The organism is Streptomyces sp. CB09001, from assembly GCF_003369795.1.
Classification (GTDB): domain Bacteria; phylum Actinomycetota; class Actinomycetes; order Streptomycetales; family Streptomycetaceae; genus Streptomyces.
This window is the reverse complement of the sequence record NZ_CP026730.1, coordinates 6122476-6149416: the sequence shown is the minus strand read 5'-3', so window position 1 is coordinate 6149416 and position 26941 is coordinate 6122476. Positions and strand designations below refer to the sequence as shown.

The window sequence follows — 26941 nt, the reverse complement described above, 5'->3', positions numbered from 1 at the left end:
GCCCCGTGCCGACTCCGCGCCCGGCTCCGCCCCAGGCTCCGTCGGTGGCGGAGACGATGCCGTCGGCGTCGGCGTCGACGCGAGCCCGCCGTCCGCATCCGCGGCCGTGACCTCGCCGCGCTCGCGTGCCTCCCGCAGGGCGCGGCGGGCCTCGTCGGCGGGCCGGGGGGTCATGACGGCCTCCGCAGGGACACCAGGTCGGACAGTTCACGTGCCGTCAGTTCGGTGAGGGCCGACTCTCCGGAGCCGAGGATCGCGTCGGCCAGGGCCCGCTTGGACTGGAGCATCTCGGCGATGCGGTCCTCGACCGTGCCCTCGGTGATGAGCCGGTGGACCTGCACCGGCTGGGTCTGGCCGATGCGGTACGCGCGGTCGGTGGCCTGTTCCTCCACGGCCGGGTTCCACCAGCGGTCGAAGTGCACGACGTGTCCGGCGCGGGTGAGGTTCAGGCCGGTGCCGGCGGCCTTCAGGGACAGGACGAGCACGGGAGTCGCCCCGCTCTGGAAGCGGTCCACCATCCGCTCGCGCTCCGGCACCGGCGTACCGCCGTGCAGCAGGTCGACGGGGACCGCGCGGGCGGCCAGGTGGGAGGTGATGAGGCGGGCCATGCCGACGTACTGCGTGAAGACCAGCACCGAGCCGTCCTCCGCGAGCACCGTGTCCAGCAGTTCGTCCAGCAGGGCGAGTTTGCCCGAGCGGGCGGTCATCCGGTCGGCCCCGCCCGGCGAGTGCTCCTCCTTCAGGAACAGCGCGGGGTGGTCGCAGATCTGCTTCAGCGAGGTCAGCAGCTTGAGGACGAGGCCGCGGCGGCCCATGCCCTCGGCCTCCTCGATGGCGAGCATCGACTCGCGCACCACCGCCTCGTACAGCGCGGCCTGCTCGCGGGTGAGCGGGACGGGGCGGTCCGTCTCGGTCTTCGGCGGCAGTTCGGGGACGATGCCCGGGTCGGACTTCCTGCGGCGCAGCAGGAAGGGGCGGATCAGCCGGGCGAGGCGCTCCACGGCCTGGTCGTCCTCGCCGTTCTCCACCGCACGGGCGTGCCGGGACCGGAATGACTTCAGGGGGCCGAGCAGCCCGGGGGTGGTCCAGTCGAGCAGCGCCCACAGCTCGGAGAGGTTGTTCTCCACGGGCGTGCCGGTCAGGGCCACCCGCGCCGGGGACGGGATCGTGCGCAGGGCCTTCGCCGTCGCCGAGTACGGGTTCTTGACGTGCTGGGCCTCGTCCGCGACGACCATGCCCCAGGGCTGCTCGGCCAGGGTCGTGGCGGCGGACCGCATGGTGCCGTAGGTGGTGAGGACGAAGCCGCCCGTCAGGTCGTCGAGGGTGCGGTCGGGGCCGTGGAAGCGACGGACCGGGACGCCGGGCGCGAACCGGTTGATCTCCCGCTGCCAGTTCCCCAGGAGGGAGGCGGGGCAGACCACGAGGGTCGGTTCGGTGCGGGCGCGCCTCAGGTGCAGGGCGATGACGGTGACGGTCTTGCCGAGGCCCATGTCATCGGCGAGGCAGCCGCCGAGGCCGAGCGAGGTCATGAGGTCGAGCCAGGCCAGGCCGCGCGACTGGTAGTCGCGGAGGGTGGCGTGCAGGCCGGGAGGCGGTTCGGCGGGGCGCACCCCCGCGGTGAGCCGGTCGCGCAGGGCGGCGAGCGCGCCGACGGGCACCACGTCGACCGTCTCGCCGTCGGCCTCCGCGCTGCCGGTGAGGGCTACGGCGAGGGCGTCGACCGGGTCGAGCAGGCCCAGGTCGCGCTTGCGGGCCCGGCGGACGAGCCCCGGGTCGACCAGCACCCAGCGGTCGCGGAGGCGGACGACCGGGCGGTGGGCCTCGGCGAGGGTGTCCATCTCGGCCTCGGTGAGCGGATCGCCGCCGATCGCGAGCTGCCAGCGGAACTGGAGGAGGTCCTCGCTCTCGAAGAAGCCCGTGCCGTCGGTCGCGGAACCGGGCGCGGTCCTGATCACCGCGGTCGCGGTGAGGTCCTGGGCCAGGTCGCGCGGCCAGTGCACGGCGACCCCCGCGGCGGCCAGCCGGCCGGCCGCCACCCCCAGCAGGTCGGTGACCTCGTCCTCGGACAGGGCGAGCACGTCGGGCACGTCCTGCTCGGTGAGCCGGTCCAGCGGCGGCCAGACCCGCGCCGCGCGGCGCACCGCCAGGGCGGTGTCCACGCGCGCGCGGGCGCCGAACGCCGTGTCGGCCACCCCCGACCACAGGTCCGCCGCGTCGGCCACGAGGGTGGGGTCCGCGAGACTGTGCACCTGGACGACGGCCGCGCCGGCGTTGCGCGCGGCGGCGACGCCGCTTCCGCTCCCCAGGGTCCCCGCCCCCTCCCGGTCGAACAGGTCGTACGCCGACAGGTCCAGGCGCAGCGAGATCCGCACCCCCGCGTCCATGCCGGCGGCGACCTCCGCGGCCCAGTCGTGGGCGTCGGGCAGGCGCCGGCCCTCAGGTGCGGCGAACGGCCGCCCTGAGGCGTGGGGCGCGGCCGGGGTGCGGGGCAGGGTGTCGGCGACGGCGTCCAGGAAGGCGCGGACCAGCGCTTCCGGCTCCGGCAGCCGGATCGGTCCGGGGCCGTCGAGCGGAACCGCGTGGCCCTCCGGCGGCAGGGCGGCGGCCACCGCGCGCAGGTGCGCGATGTCGTCGGGGTCGAGGGGACCGGCCCGCCAGGCGTCGTGACCGGTCGCGGTGAGGCCGGGCAGCAGCCGGCCGCGCGCGGTGAGCCGCAGGGCGTGCAGGGCCGCCGCGCCCCAGCAGGCGGTGGCCGGGTGGGCGGCCCGGTCGTGCCGGGCGCGCACCAGGTGGGGCAGCGCCTCGGCGAGCGGCAGCGACAGCGCGGGCGCGGTCCCGCGCCGCACCCCGGTGCCGTGCGGGCGGACGACCGTCAACTCCGCCGGCTCCCCCGAGTCCGGGGCCGCGTCGACCGGCCCGCCGTCGGGGTCCCAGAAGGCGATCCGTCCCTCGCGGGGCAGTGGTGCGGGCAGGAAGACGGCCGCGAGCCCGACGGGGACGGACGCCGTCGGCGTCCCGGCCCGCCCTGCCTCCGTCACGGCCATGTCGCCCATACGTTCTGTCACCTCCCGCCCGTCTGCCCGATCAGATGTCTTCGACTCTACGGGCGGGGTCCGACAATCGGCTCCGACGGGCCTGCCGCCGGGTCCGGGGGCGGAGGCGAGACGGAGGCGGAGACGGAGGCGAGACGGAGGCGGAGACGGAGGCGGGTCCGGAGGCGGAGACGGAGACGGGTCCGGAGGCGGAGACGGAGACGGGTCCGGAGGCGGAGACGGAGACGGGTCCGGAGGCGGAGACGGAGACGGGTCCGGAGGCGGAGACGGAGACGGGCACGAGGACGGAGGCCCTACGGAACGGTGTGCGAGACGACGTACACCATCGGGTAGTCCGGGTTCTCCATGTTCACGACGACGTCCTGGGTCGGCGCCGGGTTCGCCTGCTCGTTGACGACGCCCCACCAGGAGCCGGACCCGCCGAACTGCCAGCCGGTGACCCGCTGGGCGCGGTCGCTGATCGCGATCTTGCCCTTCCTCAGCGCGTCCCGGTCGACGCCGAGGCCCGCCAGGAAGACGTCGAGACCGGCACCGGTGGTCTCGAACTGGACGTAGAGCCGGCTGGTCTTCCAGTTGTTCGTCTCGTAGTACGCGACCTCTTCGGCCGGGACCGGGACGGGCACCTCGTAGATGCGGCGCTGCAGCTTGGAGGGCCAGCCGCTGGTCATTCCGGTCGCCGCGTACTTCGCCTCCTTGTCCCTGCCGCTGTCGCGGCTCTGGCTCGCGGAGATCGCGAGGTAGCCGGCCGGGACGCCGATGAGCAGCACGATGATGAGCAGGGTGAGCGTACGGCGGCGGATCATGTGCCGGCGGCCCTCGGCCGCGGCGCCGGCCGGCTCCGGGGGGCCGGGCTGGTGGGGCAGGGACTCCGTCACAGCGACTCCCGGGACTCACGGCGGGCCTCGGCGTAGCGCTCGTAGCGCTCGTACCGCTCCACCCGGCGCCGCTTGGCGCGGCGGAAGCGGCGGGCGACCAGCCGGGACAGGTCGGCGGCGCCCACCATGCCGGCCTCGGGGCCGAGCTGGGCGCGGACGATGCGAGCCTCGGGGCGGTAGCCGCGGCCGGTGAGCTGGCGCTTGAAGGCGTCGCGCGCGGGGCCGATCAGCAGGTCGTCGGCGGCGCTGACCCCACCGCCGATCACGAAGCAGGACGGGTCCAGGGCCGCGGCGAGGTTCGCGATGCCGACGCCTAGCCACTGTCCGATGTCCTGGAGCAGCTCGACGCACATGGCGTCGCCCTCGCGGGCCAGCTCGGTGATCATCGGGCCGGTGATGTCGCCGATGCTGCCCTTGACGTGCTCGATGATTCCGTACGCCACCGGCGAGTCGGCCGCCGCCAGCTCGCGGGCCTCCCTGACCAGGGCGTTTCCGGAGCTGTACTGCTCCCAGCAGCCGCGGTTGCCGCACGGGCAGCGATGGCCGCCGGGGACGACCTGCATGTGTCCGAACTCGCCGGCGACGCCGTACTTGCCGCGCTTGACCTGGCCGTCCTCCAGGATCGCGCCGCCGATGCCGGTGCCGAGCGTGATCATGACGAGGTGGTCCTCACCGCGGCCGGCGCCGAAGCGCCACTCGGCCCAGGCCGCGGTGTTGGCGTCGTTGTCCACCAGGACGGGCACCGCGAGTCGGCCGGCGATGCGGTCGCGCAGCGGTTCGTTGCGCCAGGACAGGTGGGGGGCGAACAGCACGCGGTTGCGGTCGGCGTCGACCCAGCCGGCCGCGCCGATGCCCACGGCGTGCACGTCGTGCCGGTCGGACAGGTCCAGGACCAGTTCGACGATCGTGTCCTCGACGACCTTCGGGCTCTTGGACTTGTCCGGGGTCTCCGTGCGGAGCTTCTCCAGGATGTTGCCATCGGCGTCGACGACACCCGCCATGACCTTCGTGCCGCCGATGTCGATGCCGACCGTGGGCACGCGGGGTGCCGTGAGGTGCGAGCGGCGTTCCCTCGTGCCCACGGTGCGCAGGACCGGGGCGCGGCGGGAGCCGATGGGGGCGGTGAAGTCGCGGTAGGTGCTCATCGGGTGCGATTGTGCCGCACGGCTCCGCCGGGTGCCGAATGGGACAGGGGGTGGCGTGATGGGTTCGTTGCCGGGTGCGGGTGCGTCGTGGTTACTCGCGCCGTTCCCCGCGCCCCTGGGTCCGTTGCAGTTCATGGCGTAGATCGTCCAGTTCGTTCCCGCCTGCCATCTGCCTCGTCAGCTCGTCCAGGGTGATGTCCTCGCGCTCGTGGTTGCCCACCATCGTGCCCCGCTTCAGCAGCACGAAGCGGTCGCCCACCAGGTACGCGTGGTGCGGGTTGTGGGTGATCAGGACAACACCCAGTCCCTGGTCACGTGCCGCCGCCACGTACTTCAGGACCACACCCGACTGCTTGACGCCAAGCGCCGCCGTCGGCTCGTCCAGGACGAGTACCTTCGCGCCGAAGTACACCGCGCGGGCGATCGCCACGCACTGGCGTTCGCCGCCGGAGAGGGTGCCGATGGGCTGGTCGACGTCGCGCAGGTCGATGCCCATGCGCAGGAGCTCCGCGTGGGTGGTGCGGCGCATGTGGTCGACGTCCATGCGCTTGAACGGGGCGACGCCCTTGCGCGGCTCGGAGCCGAGGAAGAAGTTGCGCCAGACCGGCATGAGGGGGACGACGGCCAGGTCCTGGTAGACGGTGGCGATGCCGCGGTCCAGGGCCTCGCGCGGGGAGGAGAGCCGGGTCTCCTGCCCGTCCAGGCTCAGCGTGCCGCCGTCGTGCTGGTGCAGCCCTGCGATGATCTTGATGAGGGTGGACTTGCCCGCCCCGTTGTCGCCCAGCACGCAGGTGATCTCCCCGGCGTGGACCTCCAGGGACACGCCTTCGAGGGCGCGGACGTGGCCGTAGTTCTTGCTGACGCCGGACAGCTCGACGAGCGCCGTACGGTCTTGGTTCCGCGTCACTTGGTGGCCTCCGCGCGCTTGCGGACCCAGGCGTTGAGCAGGGTCGCGAGGAGCAGCATCGCTCCGAGGAAGAACTTGAACCAGTCGGGGTTCCATTCGGCGAAGACGATGCCCTTGCTGGTCATGCCGAAGATGAACGCGCCGACCGCGGAGCCGACCGCGCTGCCGTAGCCGCCGGTGATCAGACAGCCGCCGATGACGGCCGCGATGATGTAGATCAGCTCGTTGCCGACGCCCTCGCCGGACTGGACGACGTCGTAGGAGAAGAGCAGGTGCTGGCCGGAGATCCAGGCGCCGAGGCCGACGCCCATGTAGAGGCCGATCTTGGTCCTGGTGACCGGGACGCCCACCGCGCGGGCGGCGTCCCGGTTGCCGCCGACCGCGAAGATCCAGTTGCCGGCGCGGGTGCGCAGCAGGATCCAGCTGGCGACGGCCACCAGGGCGAGCCACCACAGGATGGTCACCTTGAAGCCGACGCCGCCGATGGTGATGGTGGAGGCGAAGACGTCGTGGGCGGAGGGGAAGCCCTCCATGTCGGCGATCGACTTGGTGGAGACGGTGCCGTCGACGAGCTTGGTGAAGCCCAGGTTCAGGCCGGTCAGCATGAGGAACGTGCCGAGCGTGATGATGAAGCTGGGCAGTTTGGTGCGGGTGAGCATGAAGCCGTTGAAGGCACCGATCGCCAGCGTCACCAGCAGGGACACGCCCACGCCGACCCAGACGTTGGCGGTCATCTGGTAGCTGAACATCGACGACACCAGCGCCGAGGAGGTGACCATGACGCCGGCGGACAGGTCGAACTCCCCGCCGATCATCAGCAGCGCCACCGGGACGGCCATGATGCCGATCGTGGAGGCGGCGTAGAGCACCGTGCTGAGGCTGGCGGCGTGCAGGAAGCTGTCGGCGAAGAACGCGAAGAAGACGAACACGGCGATCGCGCCGACGACGGAGCCCAGCTCGGGGCGGCCGAGGAGTTTCCGCAGCGGAGAGGTCTGCAGAATCCTTTCGTCAACCGCCTTCACCTGCGTGGCGTTCATCGCGTGCCCCGCTTCGTGTAGTCGGCCAGCGCGGCGGCGTCGTCCTTGGTGATGATCTGCGGCCCGGTGAGCACCGGACGGCCGCCGCCGAGGACGTCGGCGTTGTACTTGTACAGCCACAGCAGGTCGACGGCCTCGTAGCCCTGGAGGTAGGGCTGCTGGTCGACGGCGAAGCCGAGGGTGCCGTCCGCCAGTCCGGCGGCGACCTTGGCGTTGAGGTCGAAGGTGTCGATCTCGGCCTTGCTTCCCGCGCCCTGCTTGGCCTTGACGGCGGTGTCGGCGTAGGGGGCGCCGAGCGTGACGACGGCGTCGACGGACTTGTCGGTCTGGAGCTTGGCCTCGATGGCGGACTGCACGTCCGGCATGCTGGTGCCGTTGACGTAGAGCCGCTGGACCTTGCCGTCGAAGGTCTTCTCCACTCCGTCGCAGCGCTGCTCGTGGCCGATGTTGCCCTGCTCGTGGAGCACGCAGACCGCCTGCTCGCGGCCCCGCTGGTTCAGCTCCTCGCCGACGGCCTCACCGGCGATCGTCTCGTCCTGGCCGACGTGGGTGAGCGCGCCGAACTCCTTGGACTCCTCGGAGCCGGAGTTCACCGTGATCACCGGGATGCCCGCCTTGTGCGCCCGGGCGAGGGCGGACTTCATCGCGTCGGGCTTGGCGAGCGTGACGATGATGCCGTCGACCTTCTTGTCGATGGCCGCGTCCACGAGCTGGGCCTGCTGCTGCGCCTCGTCGTCGTGGGAGTACAGGAAGTTGATGTTGTCCTTGACCGCGGCCTGCTCGGCGCCGCTCTGGACGATGTCCCAGAAGGTGTCGCCGTCGCCCGAGTGGGTGATCATCGCGAAGGTCCAGCGGGGGGTGTTCACCGCCGCCCTGCCCTCGGCCGACGCGGCCTTGCGGGCGTCCTCGGCGCGCTTGCCGCCGGTACTGCTGCAGCCGGCCAGGGACACCGACAGTGCCCCTGCCAGCGCGATGCCCACCCATGTCCGAAACCGTGCCACGAGGCCGTGCCCTTCTTGCTGTGCCGTGCTGTGCGTGCGGGGCCTTCCCGGCCCCGGCCGGGTTCTGGAAACCCCAAACGCCCCATTGTCCGACACACAAGCGGAGCGCTCGCCTCCGGGGAGCGGCCGACGGTCACATTGTCCGGACATTGCGACGAACCCGCACGGTGGGAGCCGCTGCCGGGAGCCGCCGGCGGGCACGGACCCCGGCCGGAGTCGCTCAGGGCCGCACGAGCAGCTGGAACTCGAAGGAGTAGCGGGACGGCCGGTAGGTGTGGGTGCCGAACTCGACCGCGCGTCCCGTGTCGTCGAAGGTGATGCGCTCCATGGTGAGCAGCGGGGCGCCGGTCTCCTCGCCGAGCCGCTCGGCCTCACCGGAGGTCGCGGCGCGGGCGCCGATGGACTGCCGGGCGCTGTGCAGGGTGATCCCGGCGGCGCGCATCAGCCGGTAGAGGCCGGTGGCCTCCAGCTGCCCGGTGTCCAGGTCCACGAGGCCGGGCGGCAGGTAGTTGCAGAGGTACGCCATCGGTTCCCCGTGCGTCAGCCGCAGCCGCTCGATGCGGTGCACCTCGCTGTCCTCGGCCACGCCGAGGGCGGCGGCGATCTCCGCGGCGGCCGGGACGACGGTGTTGACCAGGACCTTCGTGGCGGGGCGCTGGCCCGCCGCCTCCAGGTCGTCGTAGAGGCTGCTGAGTTCCAGGGGGCGCCGCACCTTGCTGTGCACGACCTGGGTGCCGACGCCGCGGCGGCGCACGAGCAGGCCCTTGTCGACGAGCGACTGGATGGCCTGGCGGACGGTGGGCCGGGACAGACCGAGCCGCGCGGCCAGCTCGATCTCGTTGCCCAGCAGGCTGCCGGGGGTCAGCGCGCCGTGCTCGATCGCCGCCTCCAGCTGCTGCGACAGCTGGAAGTACAGCGGCACCGGGCTGCTGCGATCCACGCTGAGGTCCAGCGACACGGTCGGGTCCACTTCTGGTTTCGGCACGGGCCGAGCGTAGCTCCGTGCCGAGGTGACGGGAAGCTGCGCGGTTCGATTGTCCGGACATACGCATTGACAGGGAGCGGCTGTGAGCCCACTTTGATTCCATGCGCATCGGGGTCATCGGAACGGGCCGCATCGGTACCGTTCACGCCAACACGCTCAGCCGCCACCGCGACGTCGGATCCCTGATCCTCACGGACGCCGACATCACGCGGGCGCAGGACCTGGCCCACCGGCTGGGCGAGACGGCGGCACCAGGAGTGGACGAGATCTTCCAGTGGGGCGTGGACGCGGTGGTGATCACCACGGCGACGCCGGCCCACGCCGAGCTGATCGGCCGGGCGGCCCGCTCGGGGCTCCCGGTGTTCTGCGAGAAGCCCATCGCGCTGGACCTGCCGGGCACGTTACAGGCGATCGCCGAGGTGGAGGCCGCGGGGACGATCCTCCAGATGGGCTTCCAGCGGCGCTTCGACACCGGCTACACGGGGGCCAGGGAGGCGGTGCGGTCCGGGCGGCTCGGCCGGCTGCACACCGTCCGGGCGGTGACCAGCGACCAGACCCCGCCGCCGGCCGAGTACCTGCCGCAGTCCGGCGGGCTCTACCGGGACACGCTCATCCACGACTTCGACGTCCTGCGCTGGGTGACCGGGCGGGAGGTCGTCGACGTGTACGCCGCCGGGTCCGACGCCGGTCCGCCGGTGTTCCGCGCGGCGGACGACGTGGACACCGGCGCGGCGCTGCTCACGCTGGACGACGGCACGCTGGCCACGGCCACGGCGACGCGGCTGAACGGGGCGGGGTACGACGTGCGCATGGAGCTGGCCGGGGAGCTGGACCAGATCGTCGTGGGCCTGGACGACCGTACGCCGATCGCGTCCACCGAGCCGACCGGTCCGCCGGCCGCGGACAAGCCCTGGACCGGCTTCGTGGAGCGCTTCGGGCCCGCCTACGAGGCCGAGCTGACCACCTTCGTGCAGGTGGTGCGGGGCGAGCACGCCAATCCCTGCGACGGGCGCGAGGCGCTGCAGGCCCTGCGGATCGCGGAGGCCTGCGACGTCTCCCGGCGCGAGCGCAGACCCGTACGGCTGGCGGAGGTGCCGGAGGCGCTCACCCGTTAGGGGGCGTCGTCCAGGAAATCGTCCAGGAGCCCCGCGTCGTACGCCAGCAGCGCGATCTGCACCCGGTTGTCGAGGTCGAGTCTGGCCAGGATGCGGGAGACGTGGGCCTTGACCGTGGCGACGCTCATGAAGAGGTGGGGCGCGATGTCGGCGTTGGCCATGCCGCGGCCGACCGCGACGGCGACCTCGCGCTCGCGGTCGCTGAGGGTGTCCACGCGGGCACGCGCGCGTGTGTGGCGCGCGTGGCGTGTGTGGCGCGCGTCGGGGGCGGTACCGGCCGCCTGCTCCTTCAGCCGTCGGGTGACGGCCGGGGACAGGACGGGGTCGCCGGCCGCGACCCTGCGGACCGCGTCGAGGATCTCCGCGGGCGGCGTGTCCTTGAGCACGAACCCGGCGGCTCCGGCGCGCAGGGCACGCAGCACCTGTTTCCGCGTGGAAGGTGATCGATTTCCTCGACGGCTACGAGGTCTACGCGAGCGTGGCGCTGCTCGCTCTCGGCGGCTCGCTGTTCGCCGCCGCCGAGAGCGGCAAGTCAGGTTGAGCACGGAGCGACGTGGCCCGGCTGCCTGCGTGGGCGGGGCTCCCCGCCCGGCTCAGTAGTCGCGCCACTCGTCCTGAACGTATTCGAGCACCGCGGGATCCATCAGGGTGCTGGGCCGTACGTCGGTGCGGCGGCGGTCGACGGGGAACACGGTGGCCGCCTTCAGCACCGCCTCGTCCAGGTAGCGGAGCTTCGGCGTGTCGGGGGCGAGCCGCAGCGGCGGGGCCTCGGTGCCGGGGGTGGCGAGGACGAAACCCCAGTTGCCGAAGCTCGGCACGTCGATCTGGAACTCCGTCGTCGCGTACCCGGCCGTCTCGATGGTCTTCGCGATCGACCAGTAGGTCTTGGGGGCGAAGAACGGCGATCCGCTCTGCACCATGACCTGGCCGTGCGGCGCCAGCACCCGGCGGAGCAGGTCGTAGAACTCCACCGAGTACAGCTTCGCCAGCGACGCCGAGTCCGGGTCCGGGAAGTCGATGACCACCGCGTCGTACCGCTGCCGGGCCTCGCGCAGCCAGGTGAAGGCGTCCGCGTTGACGATCTCGGCCCGCGGATCGTCCAGCGAACCGTGGTTGAGCTTCCGCAGCGGCTCGAAGGTACGCGCCAACCGGGTCATCGCCGGGTCCAGTTCGACCAGGGTGGCGTGCCGGACGTCCTCGTAACGCAGCACCTCGCGCAGTGCGAGCCCGTCGCCGCCGCCCATGATCAGCACGTTGGAGCGGCGGCCGGACAACGCGGGGTGGACCAGCGACTCGTGGTACCGGTACTCGTCGACCGAGCTGAACTGGAGGTCGCCGTTGAGGAAGAGCCGTACATCGGGCTCGCCGGTGAAGGCGGTGGAGCGGGTGACCACGATGTCCTGGTACTGCGTGGTCTCGGAGTGGATGATCGGGTCCGCGTACATGTGCTGCCGCGCGGTCATCTCCAGGTCGTCGGCCAGCACATACGTGGTGCCGAGCACGGCGAGCACCACGGTGACGCCGGCCAGCAGCCCGGCCTTGGCCAGCCGGCCGGTCTGGCGGCGGAAGATGAACACCACGACGATGACCCCGGCGACCGCGTTGACCACGCCGACCACCAGCGCGCCCTTCAACTGGCCGAAGGTCGGCAGCAGGAACAGCGGGAAGCACAGGCCGCCGACGAGGGCGCCGATGTAGTCGACGGCGAACATGTCGGCGACCGCACTGCTCGCCTCCTGCTTGCGGATGCGCTGGAGCAGCGTCATCAGCAGCGGGATCTCGGCGCCGATGAGCAGGCCCACCACCAGGGACACCACGATCATCGCGGGCATGTAGAGCTGGAGCCAGGCGAAGGCCGCGTAGAGCATCAGGACCGACAGGCCGCCGACCAGCGCGAGCACCCCCTCCACCACCGCGAAGGCGACGACGGGACGGCGGCGCAGCGGTTTGGCGGCCAGCGAGCCCACGCCCATCGCGAAGACCATCACGGAGATGACCACGGAGGTCTGGAGCACCGAGTTGCCGATGAGGTAGCTGCCCAGCGCGGTCAGGGCCAGTTCGTAGACGAGGCCGCAGGCGGCGCAGAGGAAGACGGCGAGCAGCAGCAGGAACCGCGCCCCCCGGGTGTGACGGTCGGCCGGGGGGCGCGCGGGCGTCGCGGTGGCGCGGTCGTCCAGGGTGGAGCTCATGGGGGTGGTCCTCGTGGTGGTCCTAGGAGAGGGCCGCGCCGACCATGACGGCGGTGCCCAGGTACATGCCGGCCTGGACCCAGGCGGCGGGGTGCGGGCGGTGGTCGTCGCCGTCGTCGAGGGCCACCGCGCCCATCCGACCCGGCGTCAGCATGCCGATGACGATACCGACCAGCGTCATCACCAGCACCCCGGCCAGACCGTAGAGGAGCGTGCTGAACAGGCCGTATCCCAGGCCCTCTTCGGACTCGCTGGCCTGGATGGCCGACATGATGACGAGCCCGACCGCGAGGGACTGGCTGCCGAGGAGCACGGCCGCGCCGCGGTTGCGGTCCCGCCACACCACGTGGAAGAGCTTGCCCGGCGTGACGAGGTCGAGGGCGCCGAAGCCGACGGCCATCACGGCGAGGCCCACGACCCCGTAGAGCAGGGCCTGCCCGGCCGACTCGAAGATCTCGGTCACTGCGTTGCCTTTCTGGAGGGCGTCGTTGGGGTCGGGGGCGCCGGCGTCACTTGCCGGAGCCGGGGCCGCCGCCGCGGAAGCTGCTCGGGTTGGGCCAGTAGGTGAGGTGCTGGTGGTGCCGGCGGTAGCCGTTGCGGTAGTCCTCGATCTCGATCGTGCTGCCGCCGCTCGGATACGGTGAGACGGTCACCATGTCGTCGCCGTAGCGCAGGAATTCGCTGCCGCCGCCGGACGCCCGGTCGAGGGCGTCGCGGTGGCCGTCGATCGCGTCGGCGACCTTGACCGGTGAGCTGTTCCTGTCGAGCCACCCGCTCCCGCCGGCGGAGTACGTCTTGCCGATCCAGCTGCGCGGGACGCCGTCCTCCCCGTCACTGGAGCAGGCGGAGAGCAGGACCGTGACCAGCACGGCCGCCACCGCCCCGCGAAGGAGTCGGGTGCTGTTCATCGGGCCTCCAGCCGGCTGTGCGTCGATACGATGTGCCCGTCCTGCGGATAGCTGTGCCAGGTACGCCAGGCCAGCCCCGCGCCGGACCGCTTGTCGCGCGCCTCGACGACCACCGCCGTCACCGCGTCCGGAGACCCGGGGAAGACCCCGCACAGGCTGTGCTCCGCCTCGTCGGCGCGGCTCAGGGCGTCCGCGACCCGGGCGCTGAACTCCCCGGGGTCCAGGCGTGCCGTGGTGGCGCTGAAGTCGTACGTCCACCCCGCCCACCGCCGGGTGTGCGTCGCCGGGAGTCCCCTCACCGCCTCCGGCAGGCACGCCACGGTCTCCCGCACCGGGCCCGCGAAGACCTGGTGGGACGCCCCGAGCAGCCTCAGTCGCACGGTGAGCCCTCCCACGAACACCTCACGTTCGGCAAGCGCCGGCCGTTCGGTCAGGTCCAGAGAGAAGCAGAGCTGATCCGCGGCCGTATCCAGGTAGGGGGCTTGCAGAGATACGGCGTGCATGCGGCCCCCCGGTCCGATAGTGCTACGAGCGGCGCCGAGTATGACACACGCGTCGACCATGGCCGGAAAGCGGCCCCCGGAAGATCGGGGAGGAGCACGCCACTTGGCAAGTTGGTGGGTCAACCATATGGGTTGGGTGACGCTCCGGCTCGCGGATTTCCGTCGGCCGGCCGGTTCGAACCCCGCCAGGAGGACACATGACGGTCGAAGTGAGCGACGCGCGCCCCTTCTTCGCGGGCTGGGTCAGCCGGCACCCCGAGTACCAGGACCTGCTGTACCAGTCCCGCAGCAAGGTCAGTGACTGACGGGCCGGGTACGGCGGGAGCGCAGGCGTAGGCACCTGGTCCATGGCACCATGGTTGATGTAACAACCAGATCGGGTGAGGGTGCTCTCGGCGGGCAACGCCGGCACCCCGCACGGCGATCGGGCCCGGCCTGCGGGCCGCGGGAGACCGGGCCCCGCGCTTCGACAGGTTCCCGCACGTGCGGATCGGGGGCCTGGTGCGCGGCACCGCCGCCGACCCGCACGGCGGGCGGCTCGCGCAGCTGACCGATCTCCTGGCCACCGAGGTCGGGGGCCCCGCCGCCGAGGAGCTCGCCGACATCAGCCACAGCCACCTGTCGCGGTCCGCGTTCGCCCAGGCCTTCGAACGCCACGTCGGGGTCCCGCCGTTGGAGTACCTGGTCCAATGGCGGACGAGCCTCGCGCGCGACGCCCTCGCCCGCGACACCCTGCCGATCTCAGAGCGGGCACAGGCCACCGGCTACCGGTCCGAGAGCGCCTTCGCGCCTTCAGCACCGCCGTCCGCCGCGTGGTCGGCTCATCGCCCACACGGTTCCGCAGCCGGTCACGGCAACCTGAGCGCTCGGCCGCGGACGAAAGTCGAGGACCGTCCTCCCGACCCCCGTGGCGGGAGGACGGCCCTGGTCCTTCAACGAGCCGCCCGGTCAGTACAGCTGGTCGACGGCCGTTCTCGTGGTCCTCTTGAAGGCGGCCACGGGCGCGTTCTTGAAGTCGCCCAGCTGGCCCCACTTGAGGACGGTGACCGTCCTGCCGTCCCGCCCGACCGACAGCAGGGCGATGTCGGTGGCACCCCAGGACGTCTCGGTGTGCAGGCCGCGGACGCGGGCGCCCTCCTCGACCGGCAGCCTGCCGAAGTCGCGCCCCTCGGCCTCCACGTCGGGCGAGGACTCCTCGATGCGGTCGGCGCAGGTGCGGATCAGGTCGTCGTAGTGCTTCGCCAGAGCCTTGGCCCGGACGGCGCTCTCCGCGACGACGGTCAACTGCACGGCACCGGTGTCCAGCTCCGTCCAGAACCGTCGGTGCCGGTAGTCGTGGGCGGGCACGCCCTCGGTGCTCAAGCAGAGGCCCAGTTCCTCCGGGAACCCGTCGGTGACGGGCCCGGCGGTCCAGGACGACGACGGGTGCGGCGGCAGCTGGGACGCCGACAGGAACGTGGGCGCGGCGGCCTTCGGCGCGGCGCCGGCGGACGGGGCCACGAGGACCGTGCCCGCCGCGAGGGCGGCGACGGTGAGTGCGGTGAGCGTGCTCGTTCGGATGCGCAGGGACATGGGCGTACCCCCGGTGGGTGATGCGTGGTCACGGATGCGGCGGCGAGAGGCCGGCTGGTCGGCCAGGGCCTGGTCGGTGCGGCACCAAGAGCATCGGCGGTCACGGCGGCCGGGCGCAACAGCCGACGGCCGTCCGGGCACGGTGGAACCATCCCAGCCCGTCCGACGTGCAGGTACATGGGGTGCCTGGGATGCCGTCCCGGGCCTGTTGGGGTGGTACGAGGATGGGTGGACCTGTGCCGGCACAGGACGACGGCGACGGCATCGACGAGGTGGCCGAGTTCGCGGCGCTGCTGCGCGCGCTGAAGGAGCGCACGGACCGCAGCTACGGCTCGCTGGCCCGCCGTCTGGGCATGAACACCTCGACGCTGCACCGCTACTGCGCGGGCGACGCGGTACCGCTCGACTTCGCCCCCGTGGAACGCTTCGCGGCCCTGTGCGGGGCGACCTCGGAGCAACGCCTGGAACTCCACCGCCGTTGGCTCCTGGCGGTGGCGGCCCGCCGTCGGCCTCGTACGCCGGGGACAACGGGGACGGCGGGGAGCGCGCCCGGCGCCACGGCGGAGGCGGCGGCGGACGACACGGCGGAGGCGGCGGACGACGCGGCGGGCGGACCGTGGGCAGCACCGAAGACCGCCGGCGGTCCGGCCGCCGAAACGGACCCCGCGTCCGGCCCGCCCCGGGTCCCCGCGGCGGCGCCGCCGCGCCGCCCCTGGTACCGCCGTAGACGTCTCGCGGTCGCCCTGGCCTCGGTCGGTGCCGTGCTCGCCACGCTCGGGACCCTGTCCGCACTGCCGGACGGGCGGCGGCCGTCCGTCGACAGTCACGGCCAGGTCGCCGGTCCGACGGCGTCCGGCACGCCCGCGGCCGGGGTGCCTGAGCGACGGAGTGCCTCTCCCGGCCCGAGCGGCACCCCCACCGCCGAGGCCTCCGAGCGGCCTTCGGGCTCCGCCGCCGCGAGGGAGAAGCCAAGCGCTGCCCGCCCGCCCGGCGCGACATCCGCCGCGCCCCGCGGCGCACAGCCCACCGGTTCGCCGCTCACCTGGGCCGTGAACTCCCAGGCCTGGAAGCTCGGTTGCGGCCACGACTACGTCATCGCCAGGCCACCGGGCCAGGTCCCCCCTCCCCCTGCCCCGCAGGACGCGGCGCCCTGGGCGGCGACGCAGAACGCGGTCCACGGCGGCGAGACACTCGTACAGCTGTCGGTGCAGGGCCGCAGCGACACCGCCGTCGTACTGGAGGCGCTGCGCGTGCGGGTGGTCGGCCGTACGTCTCCGGCCGAGGGCAACACCTACGCCATGGACCAGGGCTGCGGCGGCTCGATCACTCCCCGGTCCTTCGCCGTGGACCTGGACAAGGACCGGCCCATCGCCCGCGCGGTCCCCGGGAACGACTCCGGCACGCCGATCCCGGCCGTGCGCATGCCCTACCGCGTCTCCGCCGAGGACCCCGAGGTGCTGCTGGTCACGGCCGGGACCTCCTCGTGCGACTGCCGCTGGTACCTGGAACTGGACTGGTCCTCCCAGGGCCGCACGGGCACCGTGCGCGTCGACGACGACGGCCGCCCGTTCCGTACCAGCGCCGTCGAAGGCCTGCCCCGGTACGTGTACGACACCCTGGGACGCGGGTGGGAGCCCGCATCGCAGGACGGTACGTAAAGCATGGCGGACGCCGCGTCAGGGCTCGCGCCTCCGGTGTCCCGCGGTCCGGGTGGCGAACGGATCGGCATCGAGAGTGAGGGAGCCACCCGCAGGGGACAGCTGGCGGGCAGGACGCCGGTGGTCACCGGGGGCAGTAGCGGTCGGGTCGTCGGCTCGAACGTCCACGTCTCCGTCTACGTCGTCGGCGGCGGCGGCGAGAACCCGACCTGAGCGGACACCGCACGACGAGGCCCTGATCCCGCCACCACCAGTAGATGAGGTGTCAACAATTTCGTTAGACTGAAACGCATGGACGCACCGCCGCGCTGGCTCGACCCGGAGCAGAAGGCCGCCTGGGACAGCTTCATCCGCATGCAGGAGACGCTCGTCGGACGGCTGTCCCGGCACATCCAGGCGGACTCCGGACTGTCCGCGTCCGACTACATCGTGCTCGTCAACCTCACCGAACGGGGAGACGGGCGGATGCGCTTCCTGGACCTGGCCAAACTCGCGGAATGGGAGAAGAGCCGGATGTCCCACCAGGTCACCCGGATGGCGAAACGCGGCCTGGTGGCCAGGGAGGAGTGTCCCGACGACGGACGCGGCGCATTCATCGTCGCCACCCCGGCCGGCTACCGGGCGATCGAGGAAGCCGCACCCCAGCACGTCGATCACGTCCGCCGCCTCTTCGTCGACGCCCTGACCCCGAGCCAGCTCAAGACATTCGGTCACCTCTCCCAGCGCATTCTGGACCACATGGAGAAGCAGCCCGGCTGACCACGCGTGCCGGACGTGCACCCCGACGGTTCGCACCGGGAACACCGCCTGCAGAGCCGGGGAGGACGAGGCCGCCGTACTCCTCCAGGACGGTTGACGCGTCACCCACGCAGGGGGTCGGAGATCGACAGGTCAACCAGCGAAGGTCCTGGGCGTTCAGGCGAGCTGGTCCGGCGCGGCCGGGCCGGACCAGCCGGTCAGGTCGATGTCCGTTCGCCGCCAGCACGGGCCGCCCGGCCCGGCTGGGATGGACCCATGAACACGAACACGCACACCAACCCGCTCGCCCCCGCCACCGCCACCGCTCCCCTGGCCGGCCGCACCGCCCTCGTGACCGGCGGCAGCCGGGGCATCGGCGCGGCGACCGTCCTGCGACTGGCACGGGAGGGCGCGGACGTGGCCCTCACCTACGTGAACGGCAAGGACGCGGCCGAGGACGTCGTACGGGCCGCCGAGGCGCTGGGGCGCCGGGCGGTGGCCCTGCGGGCCGACTCCGCCGACGCGGACGAGGCCTCGGCGGCGGTCGAGCGGGCCGCCACGGCGCTCGGCGGCCGCCTGGACGTGCTGGTCAACAACGTGGGCGTGGGCCTGCTCGGCCCGCTGGAGAGCCTCTCCCCCGCCGACGTCGACCGGCTGCTGGCCGTGAATGTCCGCGGCGTCTTCCTGGCCTCGCAGGCGGCCGCGGCCCGCATGACCGAGGGCGGACGGATCATCACCGTCGGCACCTGCATGACCCAGCGGGTGCCGGGGCCCGGCGGGACGCTGTACGCGACGAGCAAGTCGGCGCTGATCGGGCTGACCAAGGCGCTGGCCCGGGAACTGGGCCCGCGCGGGATCACGGCGAACATCGTGCACCCGGGTCCGATCGACACCGACATGAACCCGGCGGACGGCCCCCACGCGGACGGGCAGGCGGCGCTGACGGCGCTGGGCCGCTTCGGCACGGCGGACGAGGTGGCGTCGACGGTGGCGTACCTGGCGACCGCCACGTACGTCACCGGCGCGGAGTTCGCGGTGGACGGCGGCCACGCCGCGTAACCGCCCCCGGAACGTACGCGCGGGGCGCACCGGTGCTGTCCTGCCGGTGCGCCCCGCGGGCCGGTGTGCGGCGGGTCAGCCGCCCAGTTCCTGGTGGCGGGCGGCGAGGTGGGCCACGCCGTCCTCGGTCAGGGAGCCGAACAGGCGCAGCCGGGAGATGCCGCCGTCGGGGAAGATGTCCACGCGCGCGTGGGTGCCGACGGCCGCCTCCGGCAGGACGAAGCGGTGGTTGGTGTCGGGCTGCATCCGGGTGCGCGGGAGCACCTCGCGCCACTCGCCCGCCTCGCCGTCCTTCACGGAGACGGAGGCCCAGCCCGCGCTGTTGCCCTTCAGGTACGCCGTGTCGATCTCGACGGCGCGGATCTGCGCGCGGTCCACCAGGCGGTACTGGATCCAGTCGTTGCCCCGGTCACGGCGGCGGCGGGTCTCCCAGCCGTCGTCCATCTTGCGGGAGCGGCCCGGCTGGATGGTGTTGGTGGCCGGCGAGTAGAAGAGGTTGGAGGCGTCCTCGACCTGGCCGCCGTTCTCCAGGGCGACCACGTCGAAGGTGCCCAGCGCGGTGAGCCAGGCGGGGTCCGGGACGACCTCGCCGTACACGCGCAGGCGGGCGATGCCGCCGTCGGGGTGCTGCTTGAGGCGCAGGTGGGTGAAGCGCTGCTCGGCCAAGACGGCGAAGCCGTTGGCGGCGTGGCCGCCGACCGGGGTGCGCGGGACGAGGGTCGTCCACTTCACGTCGTCGGCGAGCAGTTCCTCCGGGGAGGGGGAGCCCGGGACCGAGGTGCCCTCGACGGAGACGGCCTGCGGGTAGTTGCCGCGGAAGTGGGCGGTGTCGACGACGATGCCGCGGATCACGCCGGGGGCGCCGAGGCGGATCAGCGCCCAGTCGTGGTCGTCCTCGGCGGGCCAGGGCTGCTCGGCCGAGGCACCGCGGCGCCGGCGGGTCTCCCAGCCGTCCATGACCTTGCCCTTGTGCCCGAAGTGCTCGGGGTCGAACTCGGCGGGCTCGGGCACCAGCAGGTTCTCGCGCTGGGCGAAGAACTCGTCGTTGGCGGCGACGACACCCGCGCCGAGCTGCCGGTCGGCAAGGTTGGCGTACTGGGTGAAGGGGAGGTCGGCGGTGCGGTAGTCCGCGTACGGGTCGCCGCCTCCGTAGGGCCGGGCGTCGCCGGTGAAGCTGGCCAACGAGGTGTTCTGCTGGGCCGTCACGGTGATCAGGTGTTCCTTTCGGGGCTGTTCGGGGGGTGCTGGGTTCAGGGAGTGGCCGGGCACGTCAGGCCCGGTCGAGGAGCTGTCCCTTCGGGTCGGTGAACGCGCCGTCCGCCACGATGCGCTCGCCGCGCAGCCAGGTGGACTTCACGACGCCGTACAGGGTCTTGCCCGCGTACGCGGTGACGCGGTTGCGGTGCTGGAGGGCGGCCGGGTCGACGGTGAAGGTCTCGTCGGGGGCCAGGACGGCGAAGTCCGCGTCGTGGCCCGGCGCGATGGCGCCCTTGCGCGCGTCGAGCCCGACCAGGGCGGCCGTGCGCGCCGACATCCAGCGCACGACGTCCTCCAGGCCGAGGCCCCGTCCGCGGGCCGCGGTCCACATGGCCGGCAGGCTGAGCTGGAGGCCGGCGATGCCGCCCCAGGCGGTGGCGAAGTCGTCGGTCTTGAGGTCGGCGGTGGAGGGCGAGTGGTCGGTGACGACGCAGTCGATCGTGCCGTCCGCCAGTGCCTGCCAGAGCAGGTCCTGGTTGGCGGCCTCGCGGATGGGCGGGCAGCACTTGAACTCGCTGGCGCCGTCCGGCACTTCCTCGGCGGTGAGCGTGAGGTAGTGCGGGCAGGTCTCGACCGTCACCTTGACGCCGTCGGCGCGGGCCTCGGCGATCAGCGGCAGGGCGTCGCTGGAGGACAGGTGGAGGACGTGCACGCGCGCGTTGAACCGCTTGGCCTGCGCGAGCAGGGTCGCGATCGCGGTGTCCTCGGCGTCGCGCGGGCGGCTGGCCAGGAAGTGGGTGTACTCGGGGCCGCCCCGCTGCGGGGCCGCCGCCAGGTGGTGCGGGTCCTCGGCGTGCACGATCAGCAGTCCGTCGAAGGCGGCGATCTCCGCCAGCGAGCGGGCGAGCTGCTCCTGGTCGAGGTGCGGGAACTCGTCCACGCCGGACGGCGACAGGAACGCCTTGAAGCCGAAGACCCCGGCCTCGTGCAGCGGACGCAGGTCCTTGACGTTGTCCGGCAGGGCGCCGCCCCAGAAGCCGACGTCGATGTGCGCCTTGTCGGCGGCGACCTCGCGCTTGGTGCGCAGGTTGTCGACCGTGGTGGTCGGCGGGATGGAGTTGAGCGGCATGTCGACGAGGGTGGTGATGCCGCCGGCCGCCGCGGCGCGGGTGGCGGTCCAGAAGCCCTCCCACTCGGTGCGCCCGGGGTCGTTCACGTGCACGTGGGTGTCGACCAGGCCGGGCAGGACGACGTGGTCGCCGACGTCCTCCAGCCGGGCGCCCGCCGGGACGGGGGCGTCGTACGGCCGGACGGCCGTGATCTTCTCCCCGGTCACCGCGACGGACGCGGCACGGGTCCCCTCGGGAGTGATGACGCGCGTCGAGCGCAGCACCAGTTCAGCTTCGGACACCCGGATCCCCTTCTCTGCCTGTACGTGTCTGCCTCGGCCGACGGATTTCAACGTTCTGTTGAAGGAGTCTTCACTCCCGCTCCGAGGCCGTCAAGAGGCACCCTTTGTGACGGCATGCCCAATGACCCCGCTCTGGACCTTTCCACAAAGCGGAATTAGAATTCCAGCAAGCAGAACGTAGCTACGTACAAGCCGGTAGTCAACCGGGTGCCGGGTACGCTTCTTTCCTCCCGCCAGCCCCGAAAGGAACGTGCCGTGCCGACGTCCAGCGCCAGCACCACCGACTCCGCCAGGTCCGCCACCGGTGGCGTCCAGTCCCTGGAGCGCGCCTTCGACCTGCTCGAACGGATGGCGGACGCGGGGGGCGAGGTCGGCCTGAGCGAGCTCTCGGCCAGCAGCGGGCTGCCGCTGCCGACCATCCACCGCCTGATGCGCACGCTCGTGGCCTGCGGATACGTACGCCAGCAGCCCAACCGGCGGTACGCGCTCGGCCCGCGTCTGATCCGCCTGGGCGAGTCCGCCTCCCGGCTGCTCGGCACCTGGGCCCGCCCGCACCTGGCCCGCCTGGTCGAGGAGACCGGCGAGACGGCGAACATGGCCCTGCTCGACGGGGACGAGATCGTGTACGTCGCCCAGGTGCCGTCCAAGCACTCCATGCGCATGTTCACCGAGGTCGGCCGGCGCGTCCTGCCGCACTCCACGGGTGTCGGCAAGGCACTGCTCGCGAGCTTCCCGGCGGACGAGGTGCGGGCCCTGCTGGGCCGCACCGGCATGCCGGCCGCGACCGACAAGACCATCACCACGCCGGACGGCTTCATCGCGGCGCTCGAGGACGTGCGGCGCCAGGGCTACGCGATCGACGACAACGAGCAGGAGATCGGCGTCCGGTGCCTGGCCGTCCCGGTGCCGGACTCCCCCACCGCCGCGGCCATCTCGATCTCCGGCCCCGCGGGCCGCGTCACCGAGGCCGCGACCGACCGGATCGTGCCCCTGCTCCAGCAGGTGGCGGCGGAGCTGTCCGAGGCCCTGCTGACCTCGAACGGCTCGAACGGCTCGAACAGCAATCCGGCCGTCTGAGGCGGCCCTCCCGTAGGCGCCCTCCGCTTCCGGGACTCAGCGGCGCGGCGGGTCCCCGAAGAGTTCCACGGCGTGACGGACCTCCGTCAGCCCCGGTGCGAGGGCGCTGACGGAGCCGATCGCGCCCGCTATCAGCAGCAGTGAGCGGCGCAGCCGCGGCACCTCGGGGACGCCGTGGCCCGCCATGGCGGCGAGGTCGGCCAACTCGTCCTCCGCGATCTGCCGGTCCGGGAAGTCGGCGGGCAACAGCGCGAGTTGGCGGCGCAACCGCGACACCGCGGTCCGCAGCGCCACCACCCTCACGTCCTCGTCGCCGACGGTCACGCGCCTCTGCCCCAAGCTCCGCAACACAGTCCTCCCCCTCGCACTCCGTTGTGCGCGGGCCAGTAAACGCCACCGCGCACCGGACGCGCCACCGCGCGGACCGAAATTCAGTCTCCGGAAAGTCTCCGGAAACCCGCGTACGCCGGAGGGTTTGGCGGTCGGTCAGGTATGCAGGAGCCATGACCGACAACGAGGCCCTGACAGAAGACCAGGTGGGCGACCGGGTGGCGGGGCTGCTGCTGGCCGCCGGGGGCGGCAGGCGCCTCGGCGGCCGCCCCAAGGCGCTGCTCGAACATCGCGGACACCCACTCGTCGAACACGCGGCCGACGTGCTGCGCGCGGCCGGCTGCGCCCGCGTGCACGTCGTCCTGGGGGCGCACGCCGAGGAGGTACGCGCCCGGGCCGCGCTCGACGGCTGCGTCCTCGTGGACAACCCCGACTGGGAGCGGGGCATGGGGTCCTCGCTGCGGGCCGGACTCGGCTCACTGGCGGGGACCGGCGCGCGGGCGGCGCTGGTCGCCCTGGTGGACCAGCCCGGCATCGGCGCGGAGGCGGCGGCCCGGGTGCGCGCCGGATTCCGGGACGAGACGTCGCTGGCCTCGGCGGCGTACGCGGGCGTGCGCGGGCATCCCGTACTGCTGGGCGCCGCACACTGGGCGGGGATCGCGGCGACCGCCACCGGCGACCGGGGTGCCCGCGCCTATCTGAGGGAACACGAGGCGGAGATCGCCCTCGTCGAGTGCGGGGACGTGGCGCGGCCGTACGACATCGACACCGAGGCGGACCTGGTCCACCTTGAGTGAGGGAGGTGGCACCCAGCGCCACCTTCCCTCGACCCGGAGAATCTCGACATCAACAAACCATTGAAGTTCCACGATGAGGAAACTACTATCCACTGACCAGAAGCACTCCGCTGCACGGCGAGTGCGTAATGCCCCATACGCACCCTCTGGCACCCGGTGCCACCGCTGAAGGAAGTGACAGCTCATGTCCGCACCAGCGCCGTCCACGCTGGCCATCGTCGACGCCGAGCCCCTGCCCCGGCAGGAGGAGGTCCTCACCGATGCGGCGCTCGCCTTCGTGGCCGAGCTGCACCGGCGGTTCACGCCCCGGCGTGACGAGCTCCTCGCCCGCCGTGCGGAGCGCCGCGCCGAGATCGCCCGCACCTCCACGCTCGACTTCCTCCCGGAGACCGCCGCGATCCGCGCGGACGACTCCTGGAAGGTGGCCCCCGCTCCGGCCGCACTGCAGGACCGCCGCGTCGAGATCACCGGCCCCACCGACCGCAAGATGACCATCAACGCGCTCAACTCGGGCGCGAAGGTGTGGCTCGCGGACTTCGAGGACGCCTCAGCGCCGACCTGGGAGAACGTGGTCCTCGGCCAGCTCAACCTGGCCTCGGCGTACACCCGCGCCATCGACTTCACCGACGAGCGCACCGGCAAGTCCTACGCGCTGCGCCCGGACGCCGAACTGGCGACGGTCGTCATGCGCCCGCGCGGCTGGCACCTCGACGAGCGCCACCTCCAGGTGGACGGCCGCCCGGTCCCCGGCGCCCTGGTCGACTTCGGCCTGTACTTCTTCCACAACGCCCAGCACCTGATCGACCTCGGCAAGGGCCCGTACTTCTACCTTCCGAAGACGGAGTCCCACCTGGAGGCCCGCCTCTGGAACGAGGTGTTCGTCTTCGCGCAGGACTACGTCGGCATCCCGCAGGGCACGGTCCGCGCCACCGTCCTGATCGAGACGATCACGGCCGCGTACGAGATGGAGGAGATCCTCTACGAACTGCGCGACCACGCCTCCGGGCTGAACGCCGGGCGCTGGGACTACCTGTTCTCCATCGTCAAGAACTTCCGTGACGGCGGTGCCAGGTTCGTCCTGCCGGACCGCAACGCGGTGACGATGACCGCCCCGTTCATGCGGGCGTACACCGAACTCCTCGTCCGCACCTGCCACAGGCGGGGCGCGCACGCGATCGGCGGCATGGCGGCGTTCATCCCCTCGCGGCGGGACGCGGAGGTCAACAAGGTCGCCTTCGAGAAGGTCCGCGCCGACAAGGACCGCGAGGCCGGCGACGGCTTCGACGGCTCCTGGGTCGCCCACCCCGACCTGGTCCCGATCGCCATGGAGTCCTTCGACAAGGTCCTCGGCGACAGGCCCAACCAGAAGGACCGCCTGCGCGAGGACGTCCACGTCGAGGCGGCCGACCTCATCGCCGTCGACTCGCTCGACGCCAAGCCGACGTACGCCGGTCTGGTCAACGCCGTGCAGGTCGGCATCCGTTACATCGAGGCGTGGCTGCGTGGCCTCGGCGCCGTGGCCATCTTCAACCTGATGGAGGACGCCGCCACCGCCGAGATCTCCCGCTCGCAGATCTGGCAGTGGATCAACGCGGAGGTCGTCCTCGACAACGGCGAGCAGGTCACCGCCGACCTGGCCCGCGAGGTCGCCGCCGGGGAACTGACGAACATCCGCGCCGAGATCGGCGACGAGGCCTTCGCGGCCGGCAACTGGCAGCGGGCCCACGACCTGCTGCTCACGGTGTCGCTCGACGAGGACTACGCCGACTTCCTGACGCTGCCGGCGTACGAGCAGCTGACGGGCTGACGCCGCACGCGCTCGATGGTCCGCGCCCCCCGGTGCCGAAGCACGGCACCGGGGGGCGCGGTCGTGCGTCGGACCCGGTGCGGTCAGCCCAGGTGGACCGACCAGTCCTGCTCCGCGGGCGGCTTGCCGTGCAGGTCGGGGACCCGCTTCAGCCAGTCGGGCCGGCCCCGCTGCGTGCGCGCCGCGCGGGCGGCGTTCTCGGCGGCGAGCTCCTCGCGGCTGGGGAAACCGCCGGGCAGCCACTGCCGGGAGGCCCGTACGCGCGCGTACAGGTAGTCCACATAGGCGGCGCGCACCTTGTCCGGCGTGTCGAGGTCGCCCTCGCAGGTCAGCCAGGCCTCCGGCACCCGGTCCACCACCTCGCGCAGCAGCTCCCGCGTCACCTTCGGCGCCAGCTCGGCGTCGGCGGCCGGGAGGTCGGGGGCGTAGTGGCCCAGCGCGTGGTGCCGGAAGTCGTACGCCTTCTCCGGCGGGGAGGCGCCCCAGCGGTGGTGGAAGACGAGGGCCGCGCCGTGGTCGATCAGCCACAGACGCGGGGGGACGGTGCCGAGGGTGGGCCAGACCATGAGGTTGGAGCTGTGCACCGTCCGGTCGACGTTGACGGTGAGGGCGTCCAGCCAGACGACCCGTCCGGCCTCCCGCGCGTCCACCGGGAACGCCTCGGCCAGCTCGGGCGTGAGGTCGGCGCCGCCCGACAGGTAGTCCATGCCGAGGTTGAGTCCCGCGCTGGCGTGCAGCAGGTCGCGCACCTCCTGGTGCGGTTCGGCGTCGGCGATCGCCGGGTCGAAGTGCGCGAGCACCAGCTCCGGCACCCGCAGCCCGAGCTCCCGGGCCAGCTCCCCGACCACCACCTCCGCGACCAGCGCCTTGCGGCCCTGCGCGGAGCCGGTGAACTTCAGGACGTAGGTGCCGAGGTCGTCGGCCTCGACCACGGCGGGCACGGAGCCACCTGAGCGCAGGGGCTCGATGTAGCGGATGGCGGTGACCTGTCTCATGTCCTGCATGGTAACCAAAGGTGACCACCGGGGCCGAGCGCCCGCCACGCACAGCGTCACCGGGGCGCCCTCCAGTAGCCTGAGGCGGCCTGTGCCAAGGGCGCCACCATCGAAAGGATTCGGTTCATGGGTACTGATTCCGCCGCAGCTCTCTCACTGGTGAACACTGTCGTGGCCGAGGCGTTCGATCGCTGGAGTCCGCCGCTCCACAAGGAATTCGACACGAACACGGATCGCGACCAGTGCGGTCGGACACTGCTCCACGACACCCCTGAACTGCGCATCTGGCAGACCCGACTCGAGCCCGGTGAGCGCCTTCCCGTCCATCGCCACGCGCGGGACTACTTCTGGATAGCCCTGACCGGGGGCACGGCACGGCAGCACGAAAGCGACGGGACCAGCCGGGAGATCTCCTTCGAGCGCGGCCGCACCCAGTACTTCACTTTCGATGAGGGGCAGTGTCACCTGCACGATCTGAAGAACATCGGCGACGAGCCCCTTTCCTTTCTGACCGTCGAGACGACGGGTGGCGGGGAAGGGGCGCACGGCTGAGGAAGGGGCCGGCGTGGTCGGGCCGGCGCC

Annotated in this window: 25 protein-coding genes and 3 pseudogenes; 11 read left to right on the top strand and 17 right to left on the bottom strand. The window is 72.4% G+C overall.

Annotated elements, in window-relative coordinates; translation table 11 throughout:
• Window positions 1–170 precede the first annotated feature (170 nt).
• The 7 genes from C4J65_RS28540 to C4J65_RS28510 form a co-directional block, all read right to left on the bottom strand.
• Window positions 171–3053 (bottom strand): DEAD/DEAH box helicase, encoded by a 2883-nt coding sequence (locus C4J65_RS28540; protein ID WP_115744979.1) that lies wholly within the window; start codon window positions 3051–3053, stop codon window positions 171–173.
• A 293-nt stretch (window positions 3054–3346) separates the two neighbouring features.
• Entirely contained in the window at window positions 3347–3928 is a 582-nt protein-coding gene (locus tag C4J65_RS28535) for a sugar kinase (protein WP_115744978.1), read from the bottom strand.
• The gene (locus tag C4J65_RS28530) at window positions 3925–5073 is read right to left on the bottom strand and encodes an ROK family glucokinase (protein ID WP_011030775.1); all 1149 of its coding nucleotides are present in this window, start codon (window positions 5071–5073) and stop codon (window positions 3925–3927) included. Before C4J65_RS28530 ends, C4J65_RS28535 begins: the two co-directional genes overlap by 4 nt.
• Before the next feature lie 91 nt (window positions 5074–5164).
• Window positions 5165–5980: an ATP-binding cassette domain-containing protein gene (locus C4J65_RS28525; protein WP_115744977.1), complete on the bottom strand. Its 816-nt coding sequence runs from the start codon at window positions 5978–5980 to the stop codon at window positions 5165–5167.
• Window positions 5977–7017: an ABC transporter permease gene (locus tag C4J65_RS28520; protein WP_115744976.1), complete on the bottom strand. Its 1041-nt coding sequence runs from the start codon at window positions 7015–7017 to the stop codon at window positions 5977–5979. Before C4J65_RS28520 ends, C4J65_RS28525 begins: the two co-directional genes overlap by 4 nt.
• The gene (locus C4J65_RS28515) at window positions 7014–8018 is read right to left on the bottom strand and encodes a sugar ABC transporter substrate-binding protein (RefSeq protein ID WP_115744975.1); all 1005 of its coding nucleotides are present in this window, start codon (window positions 8016–8018) and stop codon (window positions 7014–7016) included. The genes C4J65_RS28520 and C4J65_RS28515 overlap by 4 nt, the downstream gene beginning before the upstream one ends.
• Window positions 8019–8238: 220 nt before the next feature.
• Window positions 8239–8976, bottom strand: a complete 738-nt coding sequence (locus C4J65_RS28510; protein WP_115746671.1) for a myo-inositol degradation transcriptional regulator — start codon at window positions 8974–8976, stop codon at window positions 8239–8241.
• 128 nt (window positions 8977–9104) lie between these two features.
• Between C4J65_RS28510 and C4J65_RS28505 the strand changes: the two genes are divergently transcribed.
• Window positions 9105–10118 carry a Gfo/Idh/MocA family oxidoreductase gene (locus tag C4J65_RS28505; protein WP_115744974.1) on the top strand — a complete coding sequence of 338 codons (1014 nt, stop codon included), beginning with the start codon at window positions 9105–9107 and terminating at the stop codon, window positions 10116–10118.
• Here C4J65_RS28505 and C4J65_RS28500 read toward each other — a convergent pair.
• The 5 genes and pseudogenes from C4J65_RS28500 to C4J65_RS28480 all read right to left on the bottom strand — a co-directional run.
• Window positions 10115–10546: pseudogene (locus C4J65_RS28500) on the bottom strand (response regulator transcription factor); the annotation flags it as partial. The gene C4J65_RS28505 and the pseudogene C4J65_RS28500 sit on opposite strands and share 4 nt — an antisense overlap.
• A 165-nt stretch (window positions 10547–10711) precedes the next feature.
• Window positions 10712–12307: a polyamine aminopropyltransferase gene (locus C4J65_RS28495; RefSeq protein WP_115744973.1), complete on the bottom strand. Its 1596-nt coding sequence runs from the start codon at window positions 12305–12307 to the stop codon at window positions 10712–10714.
• A 22-nt stretch (window positions 12308–12329) separates the two neighbouring features.
• A complete protein-coding gene (locus C4J65_RS28490; protein ID WP_115744972.1) occupies window positions 12330–12770 on the bottom strand; it encodes a DUF350 domain-containing protein in 441 nt (146 codons plus the stop codon).
• Window positions 12771–12816: 46 nt separating this feature from the next.
• On the bottom strand, window positions 12817–13215 hold the full coding sequence (locus tag C4J65_RS28485; RefSeq protein ID WP_115744971.1) for a DUF4247 domain-containing protein: 399 nt from the start codon (window positions 13213–13215) through the stop codon (window positions 12817–12819).
• Window positions 13212–13718 carry a DUF2617 family protein gene (locus C4J65_RS28480; protein ID WP_115744970.1) on the bottom strand — a complete coding sequence of 169 codons (507 nt, stop codon included), beginning with the start codon at window positions 13716–13718 and terminating at the stop codon, window positions 13212–13214. Before C4J65_RS28480 ends, C4J65_RS28485 begins: the two co-directional genes overlap by 4 nt.
• Window positions 13719–13942: 224 nt before the next feature.
• On the opposite strand from C4J65_RS28480, the pseudogene C4J65_RS28475 reads away from it, so the two are divergent.
• Window positions 13943–14023 (top strand): annotated as a pseudogene (locus C4J65_RS28475) (GNAT family N-acetyltransferase); the annotation flags it as partial.
• A 178-nt stretch (window positions 14024–14201) separates the two neighbouring features.
• Window positions 14202–14447, top strand: a pseudogene (locus C4J65_RS36875) (hypothetical protein); the annotation flags it as partial.
• Between the two features lie 219 nt (window positions 14448–14666).
• Here C4J65_RS36875 and C4J65_RS28465 read toward each other — a convergent pair.
• On the bottom strand, window positions 14667–15290 hold the full coding sequence (locus C4J65_RS28465; RefSeq protein WP_162833398.1) for a hypothetical protein: 624 nt from the start codon (window positions 15288–15290) through the stop codon (window positions 14667–14669).
• A gap of 224 nt (window positions 15291–15514) precedes the next feature.
• Here C4J65_RS28465 and C4J65_RS28460 point away from each other — a divergent pair, with 224 nt between their 5' ends.
• The 4 genes from C4J65_RS28460 to C4J65_RS28445 all read left to right on the top strand — a co-directional run bounded on the left by C4J65_RS28460 (window position 15515) and on the right by C4J65_RS28445 (window position 18745).
• A complete protein-coding gene (locus tag C4J65_RS28460) occupies window positions 15515–16948 on the top strand; it encodes a helix-turn-helix transcriptional regulator (RefSeq protein ID WP_115744968.1) in 1434 nt (477 codons plus the stop codon).
• Between the two features lie 3 nt (window positions 16949–16951).
• Complete coding sequence (locus C4J65_RS28455; protein ID WP_115744967.1) at window positions 16952–17161, top strand: hypothetical protein; 210 nt, start codon at window positions 16952–16954, stop codon at window positions 17159–17161.
• 78 nt (window positions 17162–17239) lie between these two features.
• Window positions 17240–17707 (top strand): MarR family winged helix-turn-helix transcriptional regulator, encoded by a 468-nt coding sequence (locus C4J65_RS28450; RefSeq protein ID WP_115744966.1) that lies wholly within the window; start codon window positions 17240–17242, stop codon window positions 17705–17707.
• A 255-nt stretch (window positions 17708–17962) separates the two neighbouring features.
• Window positions 17963–18745 (top strand): SDR family oxidoreductase, encoded by a 783-nt coding sequence (locus C4J65_RS28445; RefSeq protein ID WP_115744965.1) that lies wholly within the window; start codon window positions 17963–17965, stop codon window positions 18743–18745.
• A gap of 75 nt (window positions 18746–18820) precedes the next feature.
• Here the strand turns inward: C4J65_RS28445 and alc are convergent, their stop codons facing one another.
• Both alc and allB read right to left on the bottom strand, forming a co-directional pair.
• Complete coding sequence (gene alc, locus C4J65_RS28440; protein WP_115744964.1) at window positions 18821–19951, bottom strand: allantoicase; 1131 nt, start codon at window positions 19949–19951, stop codon at window positions 18821–18823.
• Window positions 19952–20015: 64 nt separating this feature from the next.
• Window positions 20016–21353, bottom strand: a complete 1338-nt coding sequence (gene allB, locus C4J65_RS28435) for an allantoinase AllB (RefSeq protein WP_115744963.1) — start codon at window positions 21351–21353, stop codon at window positions 20016–20018.
• Window positions 21354–21608: 255 nt separating this feature from the next.
• Here allB and allR point away from each other — a divergent pair, with 255 nt between their 5' ends.
• Window positions 21609–22430: an allantoin degradation transcriptional regulator AllR gene (gene allR, locus C4J65_RS28430; RefSeq protein ID WP_115744962.1), complete on the top strand. Its 822-nt coding sequence runs from the start codon at window positions 21609–21611 to the stop codon at window positions 22428–22430.
• A 36-nt stretch (window positions 22431–22466) separates the two neighbouring features.
• Here the strand turns inward: allR and C4J65_RS28425 are convergent, their stop codons facing one another.
• Entirely contained in the window at window positions 22467–22781 is a 315-nt protein-coding gene (locus C4J65_RS28425) for a DUF5955 family protein (protein WP_115744961.1), read from the bottom strand.
• Window positions 22782–22933: 152 nt separating this feature from the next.
• Here C4J65_RS28425 and C4J65_RS28420 point away from each other — a divergent pair, with 152 nt between their 5' ends.
• Window positions 22934–23557 (top strand): nucleotidyltransferase family protein, encoded by a 624-nt coding sequence (locus tag C4J65_RS28420; RefSeq protein WP_115744960.1) that lies wholly within the window; start codon window positions 22934–22936, stop codon window positions 23555–23557.
• A 184-nt stretch (window positions 23558–23741) separates the two neighbouring features.
• The gene (aceB, locus tag C4J65_RS28415; RefSeq protein ID WP_115744959.1) at window positions 23742–25364 is read left to right on the top strand and encodes a malate synthase A; all 1623 of its coding nucleotides are present in this window, start codon (window positions 23742–23744) and stop codon (window positions 25362–25364) included.
• A gap of 83 nt (window positions 25365–25447) precedes the next feature.
• Here aceB and C4J65_RS28410 read toward each other — a convergent pair whose 3' ends face one another.
• Entirely contained in the window at window positions 25448–26359 is a 912-nt protein-coding gene (locus C4J65_RS28410) for a HipA family kinase (protein ID WP_115744958.1), read from the bottom strand.
• Between the two features lie 126 nt (window positions 26360–26485).
• Between C4J65_RS28410 and C4J65_RS28405 the strand changes: the two genes are divergently transcribed.
• Window positions 26486–26911, top strand: coding sequence for a hypothetical protein (locus C4J65_RS28405; RefSeq protein ID WP_115744957.1), 426 nt, complete (start codon window positions 26486–26488; stop codon window positions 26909–26911).
• The last annotated feature ends 30 nt before the right edge of the window (window positions 26912–26941 follow it).

Coding starts and splice junctions, on each gene's coding strand:
- C4J65_RS28495 (WP_115744973.1), bottom strand. CDS start 12,307: ATGAGCTCCACCCTGGACGACCGCGCCACCGCGACGCCCGCGCGCCCC.
- C4J65_RS28460 (WP_115744968.1), top strand. CDS start 15,515: ATGGGTGGACCTGTGCCGGCACAGGACGACGGCGACGGCATCGACGAG.
- C4J65_RS28480 (WP_115744970.1), bottom strand. CDS start 13,718: ATGCACGCCGTATCTCTGCAAGCCCCCTACCTGGATACGGCCGCGGAT.
- C4J65_RS28420 (WP_115744960.1), top strand. CDS start 22,934: ATGACCGACAACGAGGCCCTGACAGAAGACCAGGTGGGCGACCGGGTG.
- C4J65_RS28405 (WP_115744957.1), top strand. CDS start 26,486: ATGGGTACTGATTCCGCCGCAGCTCTCTCACTGGTGAACACTGTCGTG.
- C4J65_RS28455 (WP_115744967.1), top strand. CDS start 16,952: ATGGCGGACGCCGCGTCAGGGCTCGCGCCTCCGGTGTCCCGCGGTCCG.
- C4J65_RS28530 (WP_011030775.1), bottom strand. CDS start 5,073: ATGAGCACCTACCGCGACTTCACCGCCCCCATCGGCTCCCGCCGCGCC.
- C4J65_RS28465 (WP_162833398.1), bottom strand. CDS start 15,290: ATGTCCCTGCGCATCCGAACGAGCACGCTCACCGCACTCACCGTCGCC.
- C4J65_RS28520 (WP_115744976.1), bottom strand. CDS start 7,017: ATGAACGCCACGCAGGTGAAGGCGGTTGACGAAAGGATTCTGCAGACC.
- aceB (WP_115744959.1), top strand. CDS start 23,742: ATGTCCGCACCAGCGCCGTCCACGCTGGCCATCGTCGACGCCGAGCCC.
- C4J65_RS28445 (WP_115744965.1), top strand. CDS start 17,963: ATGAACACGAACACGCACACCAACCCGCTCGCCCCCGCCACCGCCACC.
- C4J65_RS28505 (WP_115744974.1), top strand. CDS start 9,105: ATGCGCATCGGGGTCATCGGAACGGGCCGCATCGGTACCGTTCACGCC.
- C4J65_RS28540 (WP_115744979.1), bottom strand. CDS start 3,053: ATGGGCGACATGGCCGTGACGGAGGCAGGGCGGGCCGGGACGCCGACG.
- C4J65_RS28410 (WP_115744958.1), bottom strand. CDS start 26,359: ATGAGACAGGTCACCGCCATCCGCTACATCGAGCCCCTGCGCTCAGGT.
- C4J65_RS28450 (WP_115744966.1), top strand. CDS start 17,240: ATGGACGCACCGCCGCGCTGGCTCGACCCGGAGCAGAAGGCCGCCTGG.
- C4J65_RS28485 (WP_115744971.1), bottom strand. CDS start 13,215: ATGAACAGCACCCGACTCCTTCGCGGGGCGGTGGCGGCCGTGCTGGTC.